Annotated in this window: 13 protein-coding genes and 3 pseudogenes; 5 read left to right on the top strand and 11 right to left on the bottom strand. The window is 59.2% G+C overall.

Annotation, left to right across the window (positions count from 1 at the left end; genetic code table 11):
• The first annotated feature begins 591 nt into the window (after window positions 1-591).
• Window positions 592-1,122, top strand: coding sequence for a GNAT family N-acetyltransferase (locus tag ACZYOF_RS36335; RefSeq protein WP_463718774.1), 531 nt, complete (start codon window positions 592-594; stop codon window positions 1,120-1,122).
• Between the two features lie 132 nt (window positions 1,123-1,254).
• Here ACZYOF_RS36335 and ACZYOF_RS36330 read toward each other — a convergent pair whose 3' ends face one another.
• The gene (locus ACZYOF_RS36330) at window positions 1,255-2,319 is read right to left on the bottom strand and encodes an MFS transporter (protein WP_463718773.1); all 1,065 of its coding nucleotides are present in this window, start codon (window positions 2,317-2,319) and stop codon (window positions 1,255-1,257) included.
• 381 nt (window positions 2,320-2,700) lie between these two features.
• Here ACZYOF_RS36330 and ACZYOF_RS36325 point away from each other — a divergent pair, with 381 nt between their 5' ends.
• Complete coding sequence (locus tag ACZYOF_RS36325) at window positions 2,701-3,063, top strand: hypothetical protein (protein WP_463718772.1); 363 nt, start codon at window positions 2,701-2,703, stop codon at window positions 3,061-3,063.
• Between the two features lie 410 nt (window positions 3,064-3,473).
• On the opposite strand, the gene ACZYOF_RS36320 is transcribed toward ACZYOF_RS36325, so the two are convergent.
• The 3 genes and pseudogenes from ACZYOF_RS36320 to ACZYOF_RS36310 all read right to left on the bottom strand — a co-directional run.
• Window positions 3,474-4,013: a hypothetical protein gene (locus tag ACZYOF_RS36320; RefSeq protein WP_463718771.1), complete on the bottom strand. Its 540-nt coding sequence runs from the start codon at window positions 4,011-4,013 to the stop codon at window positions 3,474-3,476.
• Window positions 4,010-5,407: a TIR domain-containing protein gene (locus ACZYOF_RS36315; protein ID WP_463718770.1), complete on the bottom strand. Its 1,398-nt coding sequence runs from the start codon at window positions 5,405-5,407 to the stop codon at window positions 4,010-4,012. The genes ACZYOF_RS36320 and ACZYOF_RS36315 overlap by 4 nt, the downstream gene beginning before the upstream one ends.
• A gap of 235 nt (window positions 5,408-5,642) precedes the next feature.
• Window positions 5,643-6,990: pseudogene (locus ACZYOF_RS36310) on the bottom strand (IS1182 family transposase); the annotation flags it as partial.
• Here ACZYOF_RS36310 and ACZYOF_RS36305 point away from each other — a divergent pair.
• Window positions 6,986-7,216: pseudogene (locus ACZYOF_RS36305) on the top strand (transposase); the annotation flags it as partial. The pseudogenes ACZYOF_RS36310 and ACZYOF_RS36305 sit on opposite strands and share 5 nt — an antisense overlap.
• Before the next feature lie 236 nt (window positions 7,217-7,452).
• Here ACZYOF_RS36305 and ACZYOF_RS36300 read toward each other — a convergent pair.
• The 6 genes from ACZYOF_RS36300 to ACZYOF_RS36275 form a co-directional block, all read right to left on the bottom strand.
• Window positions 7,453-7,656, bottom strand: coding sequence for a cold-shock protein (locus ACZYOF_RS36300; RefSeq protein WP_463718769.1), 204 nt, complete (start codon window positions 7,654-7,656; stop codon window positions 7,453-7,455).
• 403 nt (window positions 7,657-8,059) lie between these two features.
• On the bottom strand, window positions 8,060-8,356 hold the full coding sequence (locus ACZYOF_RS36295) for a hypothetical protein (RefSeq protein ID WP_463718768.1): 297 nt from the start codon (window positions 8,354-8,356) through the stop codon (window positions 8,060-8,062).
• A 453-nt stretch (window positions 8,357-8,809) separates the two neighbouring features.
• Window positions 8,810-9,916, bottom strand: coding sequence for an SLOG cluster 4 domain-containing protein (locus ACZYOF_RS36290; RefSeq protein WP_463718767.1), 1,107 nt, complete (start codon window positions 9,914-9,916; stop codon window positions 8,810-8,812).
• A gap of 20 nt (window positions 9,917-9,936) precedes the next feature.
• Complete coding sequence (locus ACZYOF_RS36285) at window positions 9,937-10,806, bottom strand: S1/P1 nuclease (RefSeq protein WP_463718766.1); 870 nt, start codon at window positions 10,804-10,806, stop codon at window positions 9,937-9,939.
• A gap of 123 nt (window positions 10,807-10,929) precedes the next feature.
• Window positions 10,930-13,029 (bottom strand): DNA/RNA non-specific endonuclease, encoded by a 2,100-nt coding sequence (locus ACZYOF_RS36280; protein ID WP_463718765.1) that lies wholly within the window; start codon window positions 13,027-13,029, stop codon window positions 10,930-10,932.
• Between the two features lie 425 nt (window positions 13,030-13,454).
• A complete protein-coding gene (locus ACZYOF_RS36275; protein WP_456646707.1) occupies window positions 13,455-13,655 on the bottom strand; it encodes a hypothetical protein in 201 nt (66 codons plus the stop codon).
• A gap of 390 nt (window positions 13,656-14,045) precedes the next feature.
• Between ACZYOF_RS36275 and ACZYOF_RS36270 the strand changes: the two genes are divergently transcribed.
• Together ACZYOF_RS36270 and ACZYOF_RS36265 are read left to right on the top strand one after the other, a co-directional pair.
• On the top strand, window positions 14,046-14,303 hold the full coding sequence (locus tag ACZYOF_RS36270; RefSeq protein WP_463718764.1) for a WGR domain-containing protein: 258 nt from the start codon (window positions 14,046-14,048) through the stop codon (window positions 14,301-14,303).
• A 111-nt stretch (window positions 14,304-14,414) separates the two neighbouring features.
• Window positions 14,415-14,693 carry an HU family DNA-binding protein gene (locus ACZYOF_RS36265; protein ID WP_130583906.1) on the top strand — a complete coding sequence of 93 codons (279 nt, stop codon included), beginning with the start codon at window positions 14,415-14,417 and terminating at the stop codon, window positions 14,691-14,693.
• A 258-nt stretch (window positions 14,694-14,951) separates the two neighbouring features.
• Here the strand turns inward: ACZYOF_RS36265 and ACZYOF_RS36260 are convergent.
• Window positions 14,952-15,211: pseudogene (locus tag ACZYOF_RS36260) on the bottom strand (DUF736 domain-containing protein).
• Window positions 15,212-15,375 lie beyond the last annotated feature (164 nt).

Raw genomic sequence — 15,375 nt, 5'->3', positions numbered from 1 at the left:
TCACCGGCGAGCGACAACACGCCTCAAGCACCTTGCGATCTTTCCGCGAAAGGTGGACTTCTCTTGCTTCGGGGATCATCCATATCTTGAATCACGACTCACGATCCAAGAAAAGTGGGTACTAGCGCCGGGTTACCTGTTGCCGTAGTCTGGCAGCTTTCCGGGAGCGGATCATGATAGAACGGAAAGGGACCGCGAGAACGCCGCGCGAGCATTTCTGGCGGACCGCAGAAGACGAACTAGAGAAGTTTGTACGCAAAGAGATTGCATTTCAGCAAGCCGAGCGCATCGAGCGCGCAAGGGAGCTGCGCCTTCCTGTTCAGAAGGAGACCGTGCTTTCCTGGCCTGGGCCGAGTTCGAAATTGGTTACACGGCGATCTCCCTGACTGGGTCCGAGCTCAAGGTCGCCGCTCATGACGAATGGACGCCCGGCGGCGTATGCGATCGTGGTGCTGGCCCACGTCTCGTGGTGGATCGCTGCAGAATTGTCGACCAGCTGAGGTCAACGACGCCCGGGCCACACGGAGGCCGGCGCGTTTCCTTTCTGCGGGCAGAGCCGTCGTCTGACCTGTGTCGTCGACGGGGATCCCGTTGACTGCGACCTGGTGGTTCCACAGAGTAAAAAGCAGAGAGATTCTTTGGAGTGCTAATGATACGCGATGGCAAGTTTTCTTTCAGGGCCGCTCACCGCCAAGACGCGGAGACGGTTTTGAATATCACGAAGGCGTCAATCGCCGGCCTTGGGGGAGCATCCTACTCTCGGGACCAGATCGCGAATTGGATGGGCGAGCGGACGCCGCATTCTACGAAGAGCTCACCGCCAAGGGACGAATGACGGTGTGTGAGCACGAAGGTATTGTGGTTGGATTTGTCGATGCCGAGCCTGGCGAAGTAACCAGGTTGTTCATATTGCCTGAGGCTGCAGGTGCCGGGCTCGGCCGCCGGCTGCTCGAGATCGGGATAGCACGAGCGCGGACGGGCCATAGTGGGCCGATCAGGCTCGAGGCGACGATCAACGCCGAAGGCTTCTATCAAAAATGCGGCTTTCGAAGCGTGGGCCGCGACTTTTTCTCTCATGGAATCGGCGGCGAGCCTATTGAGATTGTGCGGATGGAACTGTGAACTTCGGCGTTCACCGACGCAAAACCCAACCTTGAACGTAGGGGTCGACCAATCATTCGTCACATCGTCTCGGCCGTCAGTTTGAGGGAGACAGCCGTGCTCCAATACGACGCCCTCTGAAAGCACGAGCACTCAGATGCGCGTGCCTGCGGCGGCCGGTCCATAGCCAACGAGCACCGTGGCGATGAAGATCGTCACCCCACAGGCCATGTAGAGGTCAGCTTCAGTTGCGTTGGGGACCAAGGTTGGCAGGAGGAAGATGAGCCCGCCGAGGCCGACTGTCAGCAAGGTCGTGAATGCCTGGACGCGCCCGATCGGGGCCGAATCCACAACGGTCAAAAGATGTCCGTTGGCCGCAGCCCGTGACAGGCTCCACAGCATTCCAGCAACGGCATAGAGCACAATCGCGACCAGCGGGTTGGTCACGAAGGACAGAACGATCAACGAAGCCGCTGCCCCTGCGAGAACCGTCGCCGTTGCTCGGGCTATTTTCCTGGCGAGCGCCGGTATCCCAGCGACAGCAAGGGCGGTCATGCCGGCGATTGCGGCCGTCATCTCGAGCATGCCGAAGAGATCGCTGGCGCCGCCAAGTGCATGGATGACGAAACCCGGCAACAACAGGTTGGTGATCTGGATCACGGCGAACGCCAGTCCCACCGTGATCGCAGCGAACAGGCTTTGCGGCTCGTTCAGAAGATAGCGGAACGCTTCCCGCGAGGCGGAAAGCGGATTGAGCCCCTTCATCGACCGGCGACCGCTTGGGGTCCTCGTCAGCATCCCGAGGAGAGGCAGAATGGCCAACGCGATGCAGCCAGACAAGACGGCCGCCGTAGTGCTGCCGAGCCGATCGATCGCGTAGCCGGCTACGCCTGTCCCCATGGCGACGCCTGCCTGATTGAAGAAGGACAGGCGCATGTTGAATGTCATCCGCTCAGTCTCGGCAATGAGCGACTGGAGCAGGCCACTCATGGCGCCCGCCAGGAGCGCGTAGCCGAACGCCCCGAGAATGGCTGATAGAACCAGGAGGGAGCGCGAGAGCCCTTCCGGCAGAATTTCCACGAGGGCCAGCACAAAAAGCCCAGAAGCCCGGATCACTTGTCCCGCTGCAGTGACTGCGAGACGGCTATGTCGGTCGACGACGTATCCGCCGAGCGGTGCGAGAGCGACTCCAGCGACGCTAGAGGTCAGCAACACCATGCCAACCGGGCTCGATCCGACCGGCGTGGAACGCGATCCACGCCGACAAGACGATGCCGACGCCAACAATGAAGAACGACGCCGAGGAAAAACCAACAAAGCAAAGTCGTCGTGTGGCTTGCACGTCCAATTCGTTCCCTCGCGCTCTCCCGCAGGACCGCTACCCTCCTTCCCTCACACTCGCCCCGGGGGCGCGGCCGCTGCAAGCCGGAAGGGCCAGAATACGAAATGACATATCCGACGTTCCTTGTCTCTCACGGGATCCGATCGTCGGCGCGATTAACGGCACGGTCCCAATCGGCCGCAACACCTGCAAACCGCCTCATTCTTGTTCATTGAGGCTGGCAAGAATTGCTCAAAGATTCGCGAGGAGAAGAGCAGGTGAGCGATAACACGGATCTCGAAAGCAGAGTCGTTGCCGCGATACGACACTATCGCGAGGCCCTCGCAGTGGTGGAAAACCTGGAACGAGAGGACGCTTGCGCGCATCGAGCGCTATCGAGCACGCTAGTTGATTTGGATCGTGCCATGCGAGACGAATGTGCGCCGCATCTCAAGGATGGCATCTTTGAGATTGGCGCGGCAGCAGTTTCGCGGTCGGACAAAACCTGGACCGCCCTGGTCGAGGCGACTGCGAGATTGGATTCCGCCCGCCTAACGGTGGCCGCCCTGGAGCAGCAACTGGGATATATTCCAGAAGTCCCGACGGAGGCGGGGGCTTCTGCCAAGGCCGCGAACCCATAAATCTGCCGTTCGGAGGGCTTGCCAGAGTCCGTTATGCACCGGTAGCGACCAAGGTTTGCAGCGCAGCGAAATGTCGCGATGGGCCGATAGTGTTGCAAAAGTCGAAAGTTGCAGCGGTGCAAATTCTTGGCGAAAACCTGAAGCGCAAAGAGGTCGATGATTCGCATAGCCTCAATCGCGCTACCGAAGTCGCCCGTGGATTTGGCGCAAGGCGATGAGGTCCCTCGAATCATTACACGAAGAACGCGCCAGCGGTCCTCAGAATTTTTGACATCTCCTGCAAAACGACTTTTGCAACACAATCGGCCAACAGCAGACATATTGGATCACTAGCATGCTACTCCCTAAAGAAGGCCAACGCGCGGCTCCGGCGACACGCCCGACGAGCGACTGAGATCATTTCGGGGGTCCTATTCATGCTGAAGATAAAACCTCTCGATCAGATCCATTATCAAATCAGAGGGATCCTCTCCACGCTCCTTAATGAACAGCATCTCGATCAGCTGTTTTGTCGTAATGAAAAGGATAACCTTCCCGTCTTCGCTGAAAATCGTATTCCGCTTGATATGGGCTGCTTGGTTCGGTTGCCTGTTGCAACACATAATTGCAAGTTTTCCCATTCGCGGTGTCAAATAGTTCCGCGTCTGGTTCGTCTCTTCTTTGCCGATCTCCTCACCATCGTAGTTCTTGAATTCGAAGAGGATCATCCTCGCAGCCAGCTCTTTGAAGATATGACTCCAATTGTTGGATCCCATAATGTTTCGGTTTGGAAAAACCGCATCTCGGCGATCAATGCCAGAAAATGTACGCGGTTGAATTATCGGAGCGGTAAGTGGAGGAACGAACAAGAACTGAAGTGCTTCGACGCAGGCATCTTCAAATTCTCTCCATCCTGCATGTCCTGAAGGGCACGCTTCCAAGCGATGGCGGATTGCTTGCGCCTTACTCATCGGCTGCTGTTGGAAAGAAAGTACGTACGAATGAGGTCTGGATGCGGAATCAGTAAACTCGTTAGCTCTGTTCCATCAATAACCCGAAGTTGGTGCCCTGATTTGTCGATGCTCTCCGCCAAGAAGCTCCGTGCAACTGACGTGAGGCGGCTATTTGTAATGATCAAGCCCTTCCTTCCGCCTCCTGAAAGCAATCCCATCATCTCCCGGAGAAGCGCAACACCGACTCTCTGGTCACGATAGAGCTTAGTTTGCACTATCCACGTTTCCGTTTGCATAGCGCGGAACGGATCCCGGGAGCGATTGGTGATGACAAAATCGAAACCATCATCGAGTGAAATCGGCTCTCGTTGCACTGCGAAGCCAAGCTTTCGGAGTAGGTCCGCCGCCATGCTTTCAAATGCACGATGGTCAAGGTTCGCGAAATTTAGGTTTGATGCTGAGCCGATCTGTTCGACTAAGCGCTGCAACGCTTGATGCAGATCCCCTCGAAGGTCGAGAAATGACCTATCTGCCAGCACCTGAGGAATATCGCAGTCCTGTATCAATGCCGGAATAACCGTGATCGCTCTGTCCTGCAGTTCTCGAGAGAGGACTGCGCTTATCTCTTGTCGTACCCAGCGTGAGTTCACTGAGCTCGGCGAGAGAAGGACAAGCAAGATGTCGCTTGATCTGATAGCGCGCCCAACGCGTTCTACAATTGAATCTCCGTGCGAAAGCTCCCACTCATCAATCCAAATCTGGTGGCCAGCACTGCGAAGGGCGCCCACAATCTCGCGGGCAAATCCTTTGTCAGCAGGCGCGTGGCTGACAAACACTTGGCGGCGCTGGGGCTCAGCAGTCTCGGACATGGAAGCAGGCTTCGGGAGCGGGTCCACCCGGTAGACGCGGACGGGGCGCGTGAGATTTGTCAGCCTCTGCTCGCCAGCATCGACGAAGCTGGCTGGGACCTTGCCCCGAACTTGCCGCCAAGCGGCCTCGGAAATCGAAATGCCGCCAGGTTCGGCGACGCCCTCGACCTGGAGCGCAACGTTGATGTCATCGCCAAGGACATCATCACCGTCGATAACAATGTCTCCGACGTGGACGCCTATCCGGAATCGAATCGGATCGACTCCAGACCCACCGGACTGGTACTCTTTAAGCTGTCGCTGAAATTCGATGGCGCAGGTGACAGCGTTGACGGCGCTCGCGAAGACCACAAGCATGCCGTCCCCGATTTGCTTGACGATACGACCAGGTTCGGCCGCAATCGTTGGGGTGATCAGGTCACGCATCAAGGTGCTCAGCCGCGACAGCGTCCCGGCTTCGTCGACACCCATGAGACGCGAAGATCCGACTACGTCGACCCACAGGATTGCTGCGGGTTTCCTTTGAAGGCGACCTTCCACCATGCGGACCGCTTCCCGAGGAACCAAACAATCCAAGGTTATGGCTAATTGGAGGGATTGTCTATCTCGTGGCGCCAATGACTGCTTCGGGTCTTGGTTGTGTGCAAACGGATAGGTTGACACGCGGCCGTGGTCGCCCATCTTGCGGGCGGCCGATGTTGTCGCATCGGATCGTCCAATGACGGCCAAAGTGGGTATCGCGACGCGGTATTGCGCGTTTGGACGCACTTTCCGGCCTTCAGGCGGCGCGGATGGCTGCAATCAGGCTCGGTTTGCCGACGATGTTCATCACCCGTGTGAGGTTATAGGCGAGAACATGCAGCGCCATCTCAGCGGCGACATTCCGTAGGCGCTTCATCAGGAAGTGGGTCGCACCCATACGGGCCTTGATTGTGCCGAAGGGATGCTCGACGGTCTCGCGCCGCGTCCGCATGGCGTCGGGATTGGAATCGAGCCGTCTCTGGACCTCCTCGACCACATGCTCATGCTCCCAGCGCGTGATGCGGCGCTCCTTGGACGGCGTACATTGGCCCTTGATCACGCAGCCATGGCACGCCGCTGTCGACCAGTAACGGCGCAGCGTCATTCCATGCTCGATGTTGGTGTAGAGGGCAGCAGCTGGCCGGATGGGCAGCGGTAGACGTCCTCATCAGGCAGGTAGGCAAAGTCCTGTTTGCCGAACCGGCCCTCCGCCTTGGCGTTCGACGTCATGGGCTTGGGCAAGGTGACTGCAACGCCAGCCTCTTCGCAGGCTAGTATCTCCTCTCCGTCGAAGTAGCCACGGTCGGCGACCGCCTCGAGTTTGTCCACTTCGAACACTTCTTTGGCTTGCATCGATATCCGAGCAAGCTGCCCACGGTCGTTGCCGACGTTTATGACCTCGTGCGTAACAATCAGATGGTGTTCGGTGTCCACCGCGACCTGGACATTGTAGCCGACGACACCCGATCCGCGTCCGCTGGTGGCCATCGAACGGGCATCCGGATCGGCGAGCGATATCTGTTGATCCGGCGTGTTGCGCAGCTGCGCATCAAGCACTTCCAGGCGGCTCATCTCCTGCTGCAGCCGAGCGATCTTTTCCTTGATCCTCGTCGTCTTGATGCTGATCGCTTCCGATGGCTCCTGCCGATCGGCGCTATCGAGTTGACGCAGATATCGACCGACGCTTTTCTCGATCTGCGCCATCCGCCTCGCCATCTTGGCATGCGTGAAGTTGCGGTCGCGGTTGTTCACCGCCTTGAACTTGCTGCCGTCGGTTGCGACGCTTGGGGTCTGCCCATTTGCCGGCATAGTGCAATGAACTTCGCACAAACCTTCCGGATCGCCGCACCATTGTCCTTCCGGAAGTCGGCGATCGTCTTATGATCGGGAGCCAGGCGGCCGATCAGCCACATCACCTCGATATTGCGGCACGCCTCACGTTCCAGGCGGCGACTGGATTGCACCCGATTGAGATAACCGTAGATGTAAAGCTTCAGAAGGACTGCCGGATGATAGGAAGGCCGGCCCGTCTCCTTGGCGATCACACGCTCAAACCCCATTCCATGCAGGTCGAGCGCCTCGACGAACACATCGATCACACGGACACTCGCGGATCGCGGATACGACGCGGATTGGATCAGGGCGCTTGCCCGCCAGCAAGGCGCGTGGGCCAATATTCCGCCGAAACGCAATCGCAAAGACCCGATCTGCTTCAGCCCGTTTCTGTATCGCGCGCGCAACTTGATCGAACGGTTCTTCAACAAGATCAAGCAATGTCGGCGTGTCGCGACCCGATATGACAAGCTCGCAGCCAACTATCTGGCGTTCGTCATAGCTCAGGGAATGTCGAGGTTCAAATCCACAGATCGCCACCTGGCCTATCCCGCGCCTTTCAACACGCAGTGGGCATCAACACGTACTCCGCTCCGTCGCGCCGAGTCCCACCACGACCGAACGTAGCAGGACCGGTATTCTAACTTGCAAAAATGGAAATGCAGCGTGACTAGCACGCCCAGCAAACCTAGGCCCGACATCCAATATGACGAGTTAGAGCGCGGAGTCCCGACTTACCCGAGACGAAGATTTTCTGCCGCTTGTTTGCCGCGGTTCGTCACCAATTCATAGCTGACCTTCGCGCCCTCAGCGAGTGACGTGTAGCCTGCCTTCTCCACCGCCGAGATGTGCACGAAAACATCGTTGCCACCGTCCTCCGGTGTGATGAACCCATAGCCCTTGGTTGGGTTAAACCACTTCACGATCGCTAGCGCCACGTCATTCACTCCAAAGGAAAAAACACGTTGAGATCTAGATCAATCAACATCCTGTCCGCAAGTCTGCTCGCCAATAGTCGCCTTGCCCCGATCGTTGGCACTCGGCAAGTCATGAAGCGGCCTGGCGCGATCAATTGGCGCGGTCCAAGCACTTGGCTACACCGGAACAGGACGACGCTTGATGAAATAGCGCTCGCCGGCGAATCAACTGGCGCGACACAAGAGCGGCCGGCGGGACGTCACATTTTTTCCAAGAACCTTATGTTAACTATCCCTTGATCGACACGGCCGGATGTACGCCGTGACATCACGGAGAGCTCCGGCTTTCAGGCCGGGTTTTTCGTGAAGTTTATCGTTCCGCGCTGTGACGTGTTCCTCCAGGGAAGGGACCGGTTGCGATCAATTACTGATTGGATTGGATATTCACCAATATCTCCCCGGCGACGATTTCGGGATCTCCAAGATCGAGATCATGCAGACTCGCTTGAACGAACTCCAAGACCTTTGTGTTCGCCGCATTGGCGCTTTCACGATCCTCGAAAATCATCACAGCGACACCGACGCCTTCACCTGCGTCCAGCACATAATACGATCTGAATCCATGCGATTCCCTTAGGATCTGACCGATGCCGCTTTTCGCCCGGCGGGCGGCATCCGCAACCGAACGAACCTGGGCGTACTTGCGAATGACCATGTACATTGAAGCACCACGCGTCTCATTTCTATCCTACGCATCAAAGCATATGAGGTCGGCGCTGGACTAGGTCCTCGTTCCAAGACCGAGCCTGCTGCGACTTGGCTATGTCAAAGCCGGGCATAACGGATCCCGCATCCAAACTGGACTTGCTGGGCCTGGAAGCTTGATCTCCTACGCCGGAAGCGCGTCCTCGTTGGAGCCGCCGACGCTGAAGTTTGGCTGTGCAGATAGATCGTCGCTGCGGTTGGAGCGGCGCGATCGCTATTCGGAGGCAACATCGCGCTCGAGCCAAAATCCAGGTTCCGGAAACCAGACTTTTTCTGCATCGTCAGACCCGGGATCACCGCTGCAGGGCGTCCCGCCTCAGGCCGCCGTCATGGCGGCTGCGGGAGTTCTGGACATCGGCGATACCTGTTCGGAATGTCCCGAGCAAGACTGGGCGCAGCGGTCGCCCGTTTAGTTTCGGTTCATGCGCAGCGTAGGTATCCTGAATGACTCGCCGGCGAGCGCGAAAGACATATTCCGCTTCGCAACGCCCGAATGCTTGGCCAAGACATCCTTGATGACAGATACGTCGTCCGTGAACGCCATTTTATCGAGAAACTGCCGCAATGCGGTTTCGTCGGGACTCAATCGGGTGCAGATCCCGAACTTGAGTATTTCCGGGACGGTTTCGTCCATTTTCAAGCCGTAGCTCGTAACCTTGCCGTTCTCGTAGATCGCGGAGCGCAGCCAGTAGCCGCCCCTGTCAAAGAATATCATTGGAGTGAAATTCTCAGCGTCCTTAGCGTAGTAGTTCCTTTCCACGTCCTGGAAAATCTCGCGCAGCGTTCCGCCGCCCCCTCGGCCGTAGATGATCCCAGCCCGCGAATTGTTGACGAGCGCTTCCTCGCGAAGACTGTTCTGGTAGTATTTGGCGTAGTGCGTCGCGAACGGCATCGTGGGCTCGGCACCGTACAGCCAGGTCGGAATGGCCAGGCTGAGAGGCAGCGTCGAAGGCGCAGCCGAACGCACGTCGAGTGCAGCAGCGAGCCAATCGCGGGCGGCCATCACGTCCTTCCGCTTCGATTTCTTAAGGCTGCCGTCGTTCTCGAAGAGATCATCCAGATCGCCGTAATCCGGGGTCGCCGCAAGCTTCGCCAAGGCCCTTTCGAGATTGTCCATTCCGTTTTTGCTGAAGGCCACTCCCACGTGTGCAGCCTCCATGACGCCGGGACCGCCTCCGGTGACGATGAGGTACCCGTCCTGCGCCACGCTCCAGGCAAGCTTGGCGATGTCAGCGAACGCCGGCGAATTGCGCTTGGCGGCGTGGCCGCCCATGAACCCCACGAGCGGCCGGCCAACGTCCTTCAGAAATCTCTTGAGGGCATCGGCGATCGTCGCGTCGTGCCGCGCCTGCGACAGTCGCGTCGCCAGGGAGGACGGCACGGGTCCTCCGTCGGACACGAATTGCCGAAACACCTCGAAATCGCGGGTGAGCGTGAATCCCAACTCGTCGAACGGATTGAATCCATCAAGGAGGTCGGACGCCGCGTACAATCTCTGAAGCATCGTCGGCAGCATTCAGGTTCTCCCTTCGAGATCTAGCGGAGCGCCATGTCCAGTAATTTCGCGAGCCTTGCCGCGGCAAGGGCTGCGCGGTTCCGGGCGACGTTGCGTGCGTTCGTTTCGTAGTCGCGCGTGAGTTGGACCGGAGCCGATCCAGGCCCGACCGGCTGGGCGTATGCGAAGCTCTTCGCGGCCTCGAAGCTCTCCTGCGCCCATCGATCGGGATCGAGCACCTTCTCCGCGTCGGCATCGACCGCAACCGACCCGAGGCCACCACGATCGTCGGCGTCGAAGATGGCCCCGAAGACGGAAGAATATCCGCCGAAGAGACGATCCCAATAGGCGTGCAGCGCGATCGTCTCGCCGGTGGCCGGGACCACCATCTCGGCGTTGCCGCCGCGGTCGCCGTGCGGAAGCTCGGCGGTATAGCGGGCGATCGCGTGAAGCGGTTGATGGAGATCCCCGACGAGGTGCAGCAACCAGGCGAGGTCGTAGGAACGGAGTTGATCGGAGGCGCCGGAAGCTGCGGGCAGCGTAGCGATCATGATCTTCGCCATCTTCGCGGCATCGACCGGATCCGGTGCGGGCAGCGTCGTGCCGTCCGGCGAGAACAATATGTCCTCATAGTGCCAATAGCTGTGCTTGAGCTTGTCGTAAGCTACGTTCTGCCCGGCGGTCGCGTCCGTAATGCGATCCTCCCGGTAATCGCTCTTCGTCTTGATGTCGTCGGCCCACGTCGCCGCGTGGACGAAGGCATAGGTCCTTCGGGAAGCTTCGTCCTGCGCACCGCACGTCCAGACCTGATAGTCGGGATTGAGCCTGGCAGGCCGTCGATCTTGTCCTTGATCGCGGGATCCAGCCGCTTGTAGGCCAGATAGGCGATCTGCATATGGCCTTCGTCCCACCACGCGGACGCCGGGGCGGGCACCAGCGCGACGAGGCAGGACAACGCCAGCAAAGCGGCTTTCTTCATGCGCGTTCCTCCGCGATTGCCAGTGGATGACACGTCGGCCCCCGTATCGCGATCGTCACAGGTTCCGAGGCAGGATATCGGACTCGGATTTCACTGGAATCGCCGGCCGCGCCTCGCCTACGACAGGCTGATCCTTGGTCTCGAAAGTATCGGCCGACCTGACCTGATCGCCGAAGTCCAGGCCGGTCCGGCGTTCGATCTCGGTGATGGCGACGCGCCATTGCGAGACGTCGACGAAGGCCGGCGGCTTCGGTGGAATTCCTCCCTTGCGCTGTTCGGACAGCAGTTGACGCTGATCGACGACGAGCCCGACGGATTTCACGCCGTTCTTGCCCTTCCAGGCAATCACCTTGAAAAACGACGACGGAATCTGGGTGTCGTCCGCCCAAAGATCGACCTTATCGTCGAAAATCGGCCCCTGGAAGACGCAGATGCGGTTCGCGGTCTCTTCCGAGATGGCTCCGTTTTCGAGGACGTATTGCTCGGCGCCCTGCCAGAATTTGGTGCTCTCGTTGAAGCGGAAGTGCTGCGGGGTGCAATTGGTGAAATGATAGGTGTCCGCATTCGCGCGTTCGGCTTCCACCTTGTTTTCCCAGTCAGGGTCCATCCGGCGAGTTAGATGGCCCCTGTCGAAGAGATTGGACCAACCAGAATAGAAGGTCTGATCGATGAAGAAGCTCGCGCTGATGCGGGGGTCCCCGTACCACGTTTCTCCTTCCGCACCGTCGGTGACTTCTCCCGTAGAGCGATCCACGTTCAGGAAACTCTTGCCGTCGACGTTGGTCGCCGTGAAGAGAGCCATCTTCTTGGCCTTGTTCATCTTGATGCTGAAGTGCTCGTACTTCAGTTCACCGGCCTCGGCGTTCTGTTCGCCGGCCCTCAAGGGAGCGATCTGCTTCGCCAGTTTGCCGACCGGCGTGGGCAGAGGAAACGTCACGCCGTGCACGAACCGCGGGTCGTAGCCGTCGCGATTCGAATAGTCCTGATCAATCGATATCTTTTCCGCTGCGCGCGTGAGCGTTTTCTGGGGAGCTGGCGCTGGCGCGATCGCTGCGCCGGTCGCGTAGCTTCCGCCCACCCGGACACTCACCTCGATCGGAATCGTCACCTTGATCTCGTTCCCACCCGCTTCGCTGGCCATGACGCCCTCCTCCCCGATCACCAGACTCTCTTGTGCATCCGCGGAGGGATGCGGCGGCGAGAGTCGCCTTCCGCCTGTTTGCGCGAGAGCCGTTTTCGACAGATCGAGCGCGGCCCGCAATAGGTCGCGACGCTCCCCGTCGAGACTGACGAGCCTGTCCGAGAGATGTCGATAGATGGCGCTGATCCGCACGCCTTCGTTGACGTTCGTCGGAATGGGATTGCCGTTCTCATCCTTGCGTTCGAGGAACGGCTCCCCGAAGTGGTGAAGCGCAACGAGCTCCCACGCATCATTGAAGACCGCCGCTCCCGACGAACCGTGGTCGGTGTCGGTCTCGTACAGAAGCGTACGCTCCGTCCGATACTGCAGAATGTTGTTCCGGATGGCGATCATCTTGGGCAGACCATTCGGGTGCTGCACGATATTCATGTTCATGCCGATCACGTGCTTGTCCGGCCGATCGGACAGGACGCAATATCGGAAGTCCCTCGGATCGCCGTCGCCAGCCACCTTCTGGCCAAGCGCGACGAGGGCGTAGTCCAATTCCTCCTGCTGCGAGAACAGGGCGAAGCGCTCGGGCGCCAAACGGAAGACGGTGGTGGGCCGCATTGATCCGTCGTCGCCCATTTCCCGATCGAAAGTGATCTGTGCCGAAAGCGCAGCGGCTTCGTCCTGGATCACGTGCTGGTTCGTCATGAAGAGCGTGGGACTGATCATGAAGCCGGTGCCGGCCGTCCATTTGCCTCCGGCCGTCGCCTCGACGAACGCGATCGCCCGCCGCGCTGTCGCGCCGCCCGGCAGGAACCACGACGTCTGCATGTCGTCCGGACCCTGCACGGCCTCCGCGCCTCGAGGCATGGTCTGTCGTGCGGCCCGCAAGTTGAACATCGCCATACGCGCACGGTCCGGCTCGGCCTGGCGCCACTGCTTGCCTTCCACGAGCTTGCGCACGCGATCGCGATCTTCGCGCGTCTGCGCGACGACGTTCCGAAACCGCGTCTGATCAATTTCCATGGGTCAGCCCGTCCCGATCGAAAGCACGTCGAGCCGACCTCGGGACGCGGCAGCGCTCCGCAGGTTCGAACATCTCGACGTCATGCCAATGTCACAAATGCCGTCAGGAGCGCGCCGTATCCGGCGGTCCACGAGAGATCGCGCGCAAAAATCGTCGCGTTTCCGTGTGAACGCTCGCGATGTCATGAAAGCGCCGGCCTCTCCGGGTGCCGCGACATTACCCGCCCCGCAATAAACTCCGATCAAAAATTCGTATGCAATCTTTGATTGCTGATCCTACATATGGCGCGTGCGCCGTCAAGCTCGCTCGACAAAAACAAAGAAACGAACACGTAGCCCGTTGACGCTTAGCGGCGGCCTCACAGACATTTGGCTTCCAAGCTTGAACCTTGGTCACGTCAATAACAATATCCTGCTTCCCGCCTCTATCGACACATCGTCGGAGCTTTGGAAAGAGCCTCGCGACCGATCCGTTTGAGGCGGTCAGGCGTTTTCTCGCCCGTGCTGGCCGCTTCCAATATCTTTGAAGCCACATGGGTGCGAGCGCCCGTCTCGTAGCGCGAAAGGCTCACACAGACTTCGTCAAGGACCGACCGTAGAAGCGCAGTTGTGGCAGCATCGAACATCTTCGATCTCCCAATGGGACAACAGCAATGGAAGAAGAAGCTGACGAACACGCGACAAAGAGATGTCTGTTCAAACCTTCGACGCTGTTTCGCTTTAGTTGAATAAAAGGCTCCGATCGGGGACATGATGCTGATGCGCCCGGAGAAGTGTTATTTTCATGGCGGAGATTAGCCGGTGACACAGAAGCAACCGTCATCGATGGCTCGGGCACAACAGTGGCATGTTCGCGCCGATCCATCGGGGAGATCTCATGCAGGAAGGGATTGCGCGACGATGGGAGGGATTGTGCAACCATGGTGTGGCTGAGATATCGAAAAAATGAATCGTTGGCCCTGATCGATTCATAAAAATCATTGGACCGCGCTTCCGCAGGGAGCGAGAATCCGGGCATGCCGAACCTCGAGCCAAGTCCGCTTCATCTTCGCCGCATCGACGCCACCCGCAACATGCGGCGGTTTTACTTGCTTTCGATCCAGCCGACCTTGTTCGGCGGGGTCTCGCTGATCCGCAACTGGGGCCGGATCGGCACGACCGGCCAGACGATGGTGCAGACTTTTGATGCCGGCGCGGAAGCGGGCGAAGCATTCGGACGGCTGGAGCGCGCCAAGCGCAGGCGCGGATACGCCTCTGCTGAGGAGAAAGTCTAAAGTTTCGTCAGTTTTCCGGGGATTACGGCTCCCGCTTTCGATGTCTGCTCTATTCGTCCGGCGGTCTTGGTGTCAGACGGAAGAAAATCGAAGCAAGACGGAGCCTGTTCCATGACCACCGCCAATGAGATTGCCGAGAAGATCGCCGCCGAGAACAGCCTGACAAAGACACAGGCGAAGGCCATCGTCGACAGCGTGTTCAAGGCCATTGCCGATGCAGCCGCGAGCGGGGCCGAGACAAGTATCGCCGCCTTCGGCAAGTTCAAGGTCAAGGACTCGCCTGCCCGCGAGGGTCGCAATCCGTCGACCGGCGCAACGATCGCGATCGCGGCTTCCAAGAAGCTCACCTTCACGCCAGCCAAAGCCATCAAGGACGTCCTCAACGGATGAGCGGAGCCCTTGCACGGTCGTGCCGTAAGTCGCTAGACAAGGGGGCTTACGCCCCCTCCTCATCGGCCGCGAGTGCTTCGTTGCGCTGACGGATGAGGTCGGCCAGTTCGGCCTCGAGCGCCTTGCGCTCCGCGGGCGTGAACAGGCATTCCCGCAGCCTCGGCGCGCAACTCCTCGATGGTGTCGACGGTCATGAGGGCGTCTCCGATTGAAAGGAAGAGGGCTCCCGCCTCACAGGGGAGCCCTCCAGCGGGAGCCTCAGTCCCGATTCGGCCGGGACCAGATCAGCTGCAGGCCTTCCTCGCCCTCCACCTCGATCAGGGTGGCGTAGATCGGAGCGGGGAAGCCGGGTCGTCCAGCTTGACCGAGAGGTAGTCGCGGGCCTCGTTGGAGACCTTCTGCCAGGCGGCGCCCAGATCGACATTCGCCGCCGCGAAGATGCGGAAGTGCGGTCCCTTCTCGGAGGGGTTCTCGACGCGGACCAGCTTGGCCTTGACGTTGAGGTTAAGGGTCTTGATGGAGCCGGAGAATCCGTTGCCCGTGGAGGTGAAGGTGCCGAGGGGATGTCCCGATCGGTGTTGAACTACGTCGGGCCGACGTTGCCAGAATGAATGTTACGCGGCCCTTGTGACATGGGCAACGGGCTTGATCGTCATGGGATTGTGGTGAGCTTGAAGGGCCG

The organism is Bradyrhizobium sp. LeoA1Lang (assembly GCF_055413685.1).
Note: the sequence above shows the minus strand (reverse complement) of the source record. Positions and strands in the feature narration are given on the sequence as shown.

What these genes read in the sequence shown, in the direction of transcription:
- ACZYOF_RS36280 (WP_463718765.1), bottom strand. Translation starts at nt 13,029, where the DNA reads ATGGAAATTGATCAGACGCGGTTTCGGAACGTCGTCGCGCAGACGCGC.
- ACZYOF_RS36290 (WP_463718767.1), bottom strand. Translation starts at nt 9,916, where the DNA reads ATGCTGCCGACGATGCTTCAGAGATTGTACGCGGCGTCCGACCTCCTT.
- ACZYOF_RS36270 (WP_463718764.1), top strand. Translation starts at nt 14,046, where the DNA reads ATGCCGAACCTCGAGCCAAGTCCGCTTCATCTTCGCCGCATCGACGCC.
- ACZYOF_RS36275 (WP_456646707.1), bottom strand. Translation starts at nt 13,655, where the DNA reads ATGTTCGATGCTGCCACAACTGCGCTTCTACGGTCGGTCCTTGACGAA.
- ACZYOF_RS36295 (WP_463718768.1), bottom strand. Translation starts at nt 8,356, where the DNA reads ATGTACATGGTCATTCGCAAGTACGCCCAGGTTCGTTCGGTTGCGGAT.
- ACZYOF_RS36315 (WP_463718770.1), bottom strand. Translation starts at nt 5,407, where the DNA reads ATGGTGGAAGGTCGCCTTCAAAGGAAACCCGCAGCAATCCTGTGGGTC.
- ACZYOF_RS36320 (WP_463718771.1), bottom strand. Translation starts at nt 4,013, where the DNA reads ATGAGTAAGGCGCAAGCAATCCGCCATCGCTTGGAAGCGTGCCCTTCA.
- ACZYOF_RS36265 (WP_130583906.1), top strand. Translation starts at nt 14,415, where the DNA reads ATGACCACCGCCAATGAGATTGCCGAGAAGATCGCCGCCGAGAACAGC.
- ACZYOF_RS36330 (WP_463718773.1), bottom strand. Translation starts at nt 2,319, where the DNA reads ATGGTGTTGCTGACCTCTAGCGTCGCTGGAGTCGCTCTCGCACCGCTC.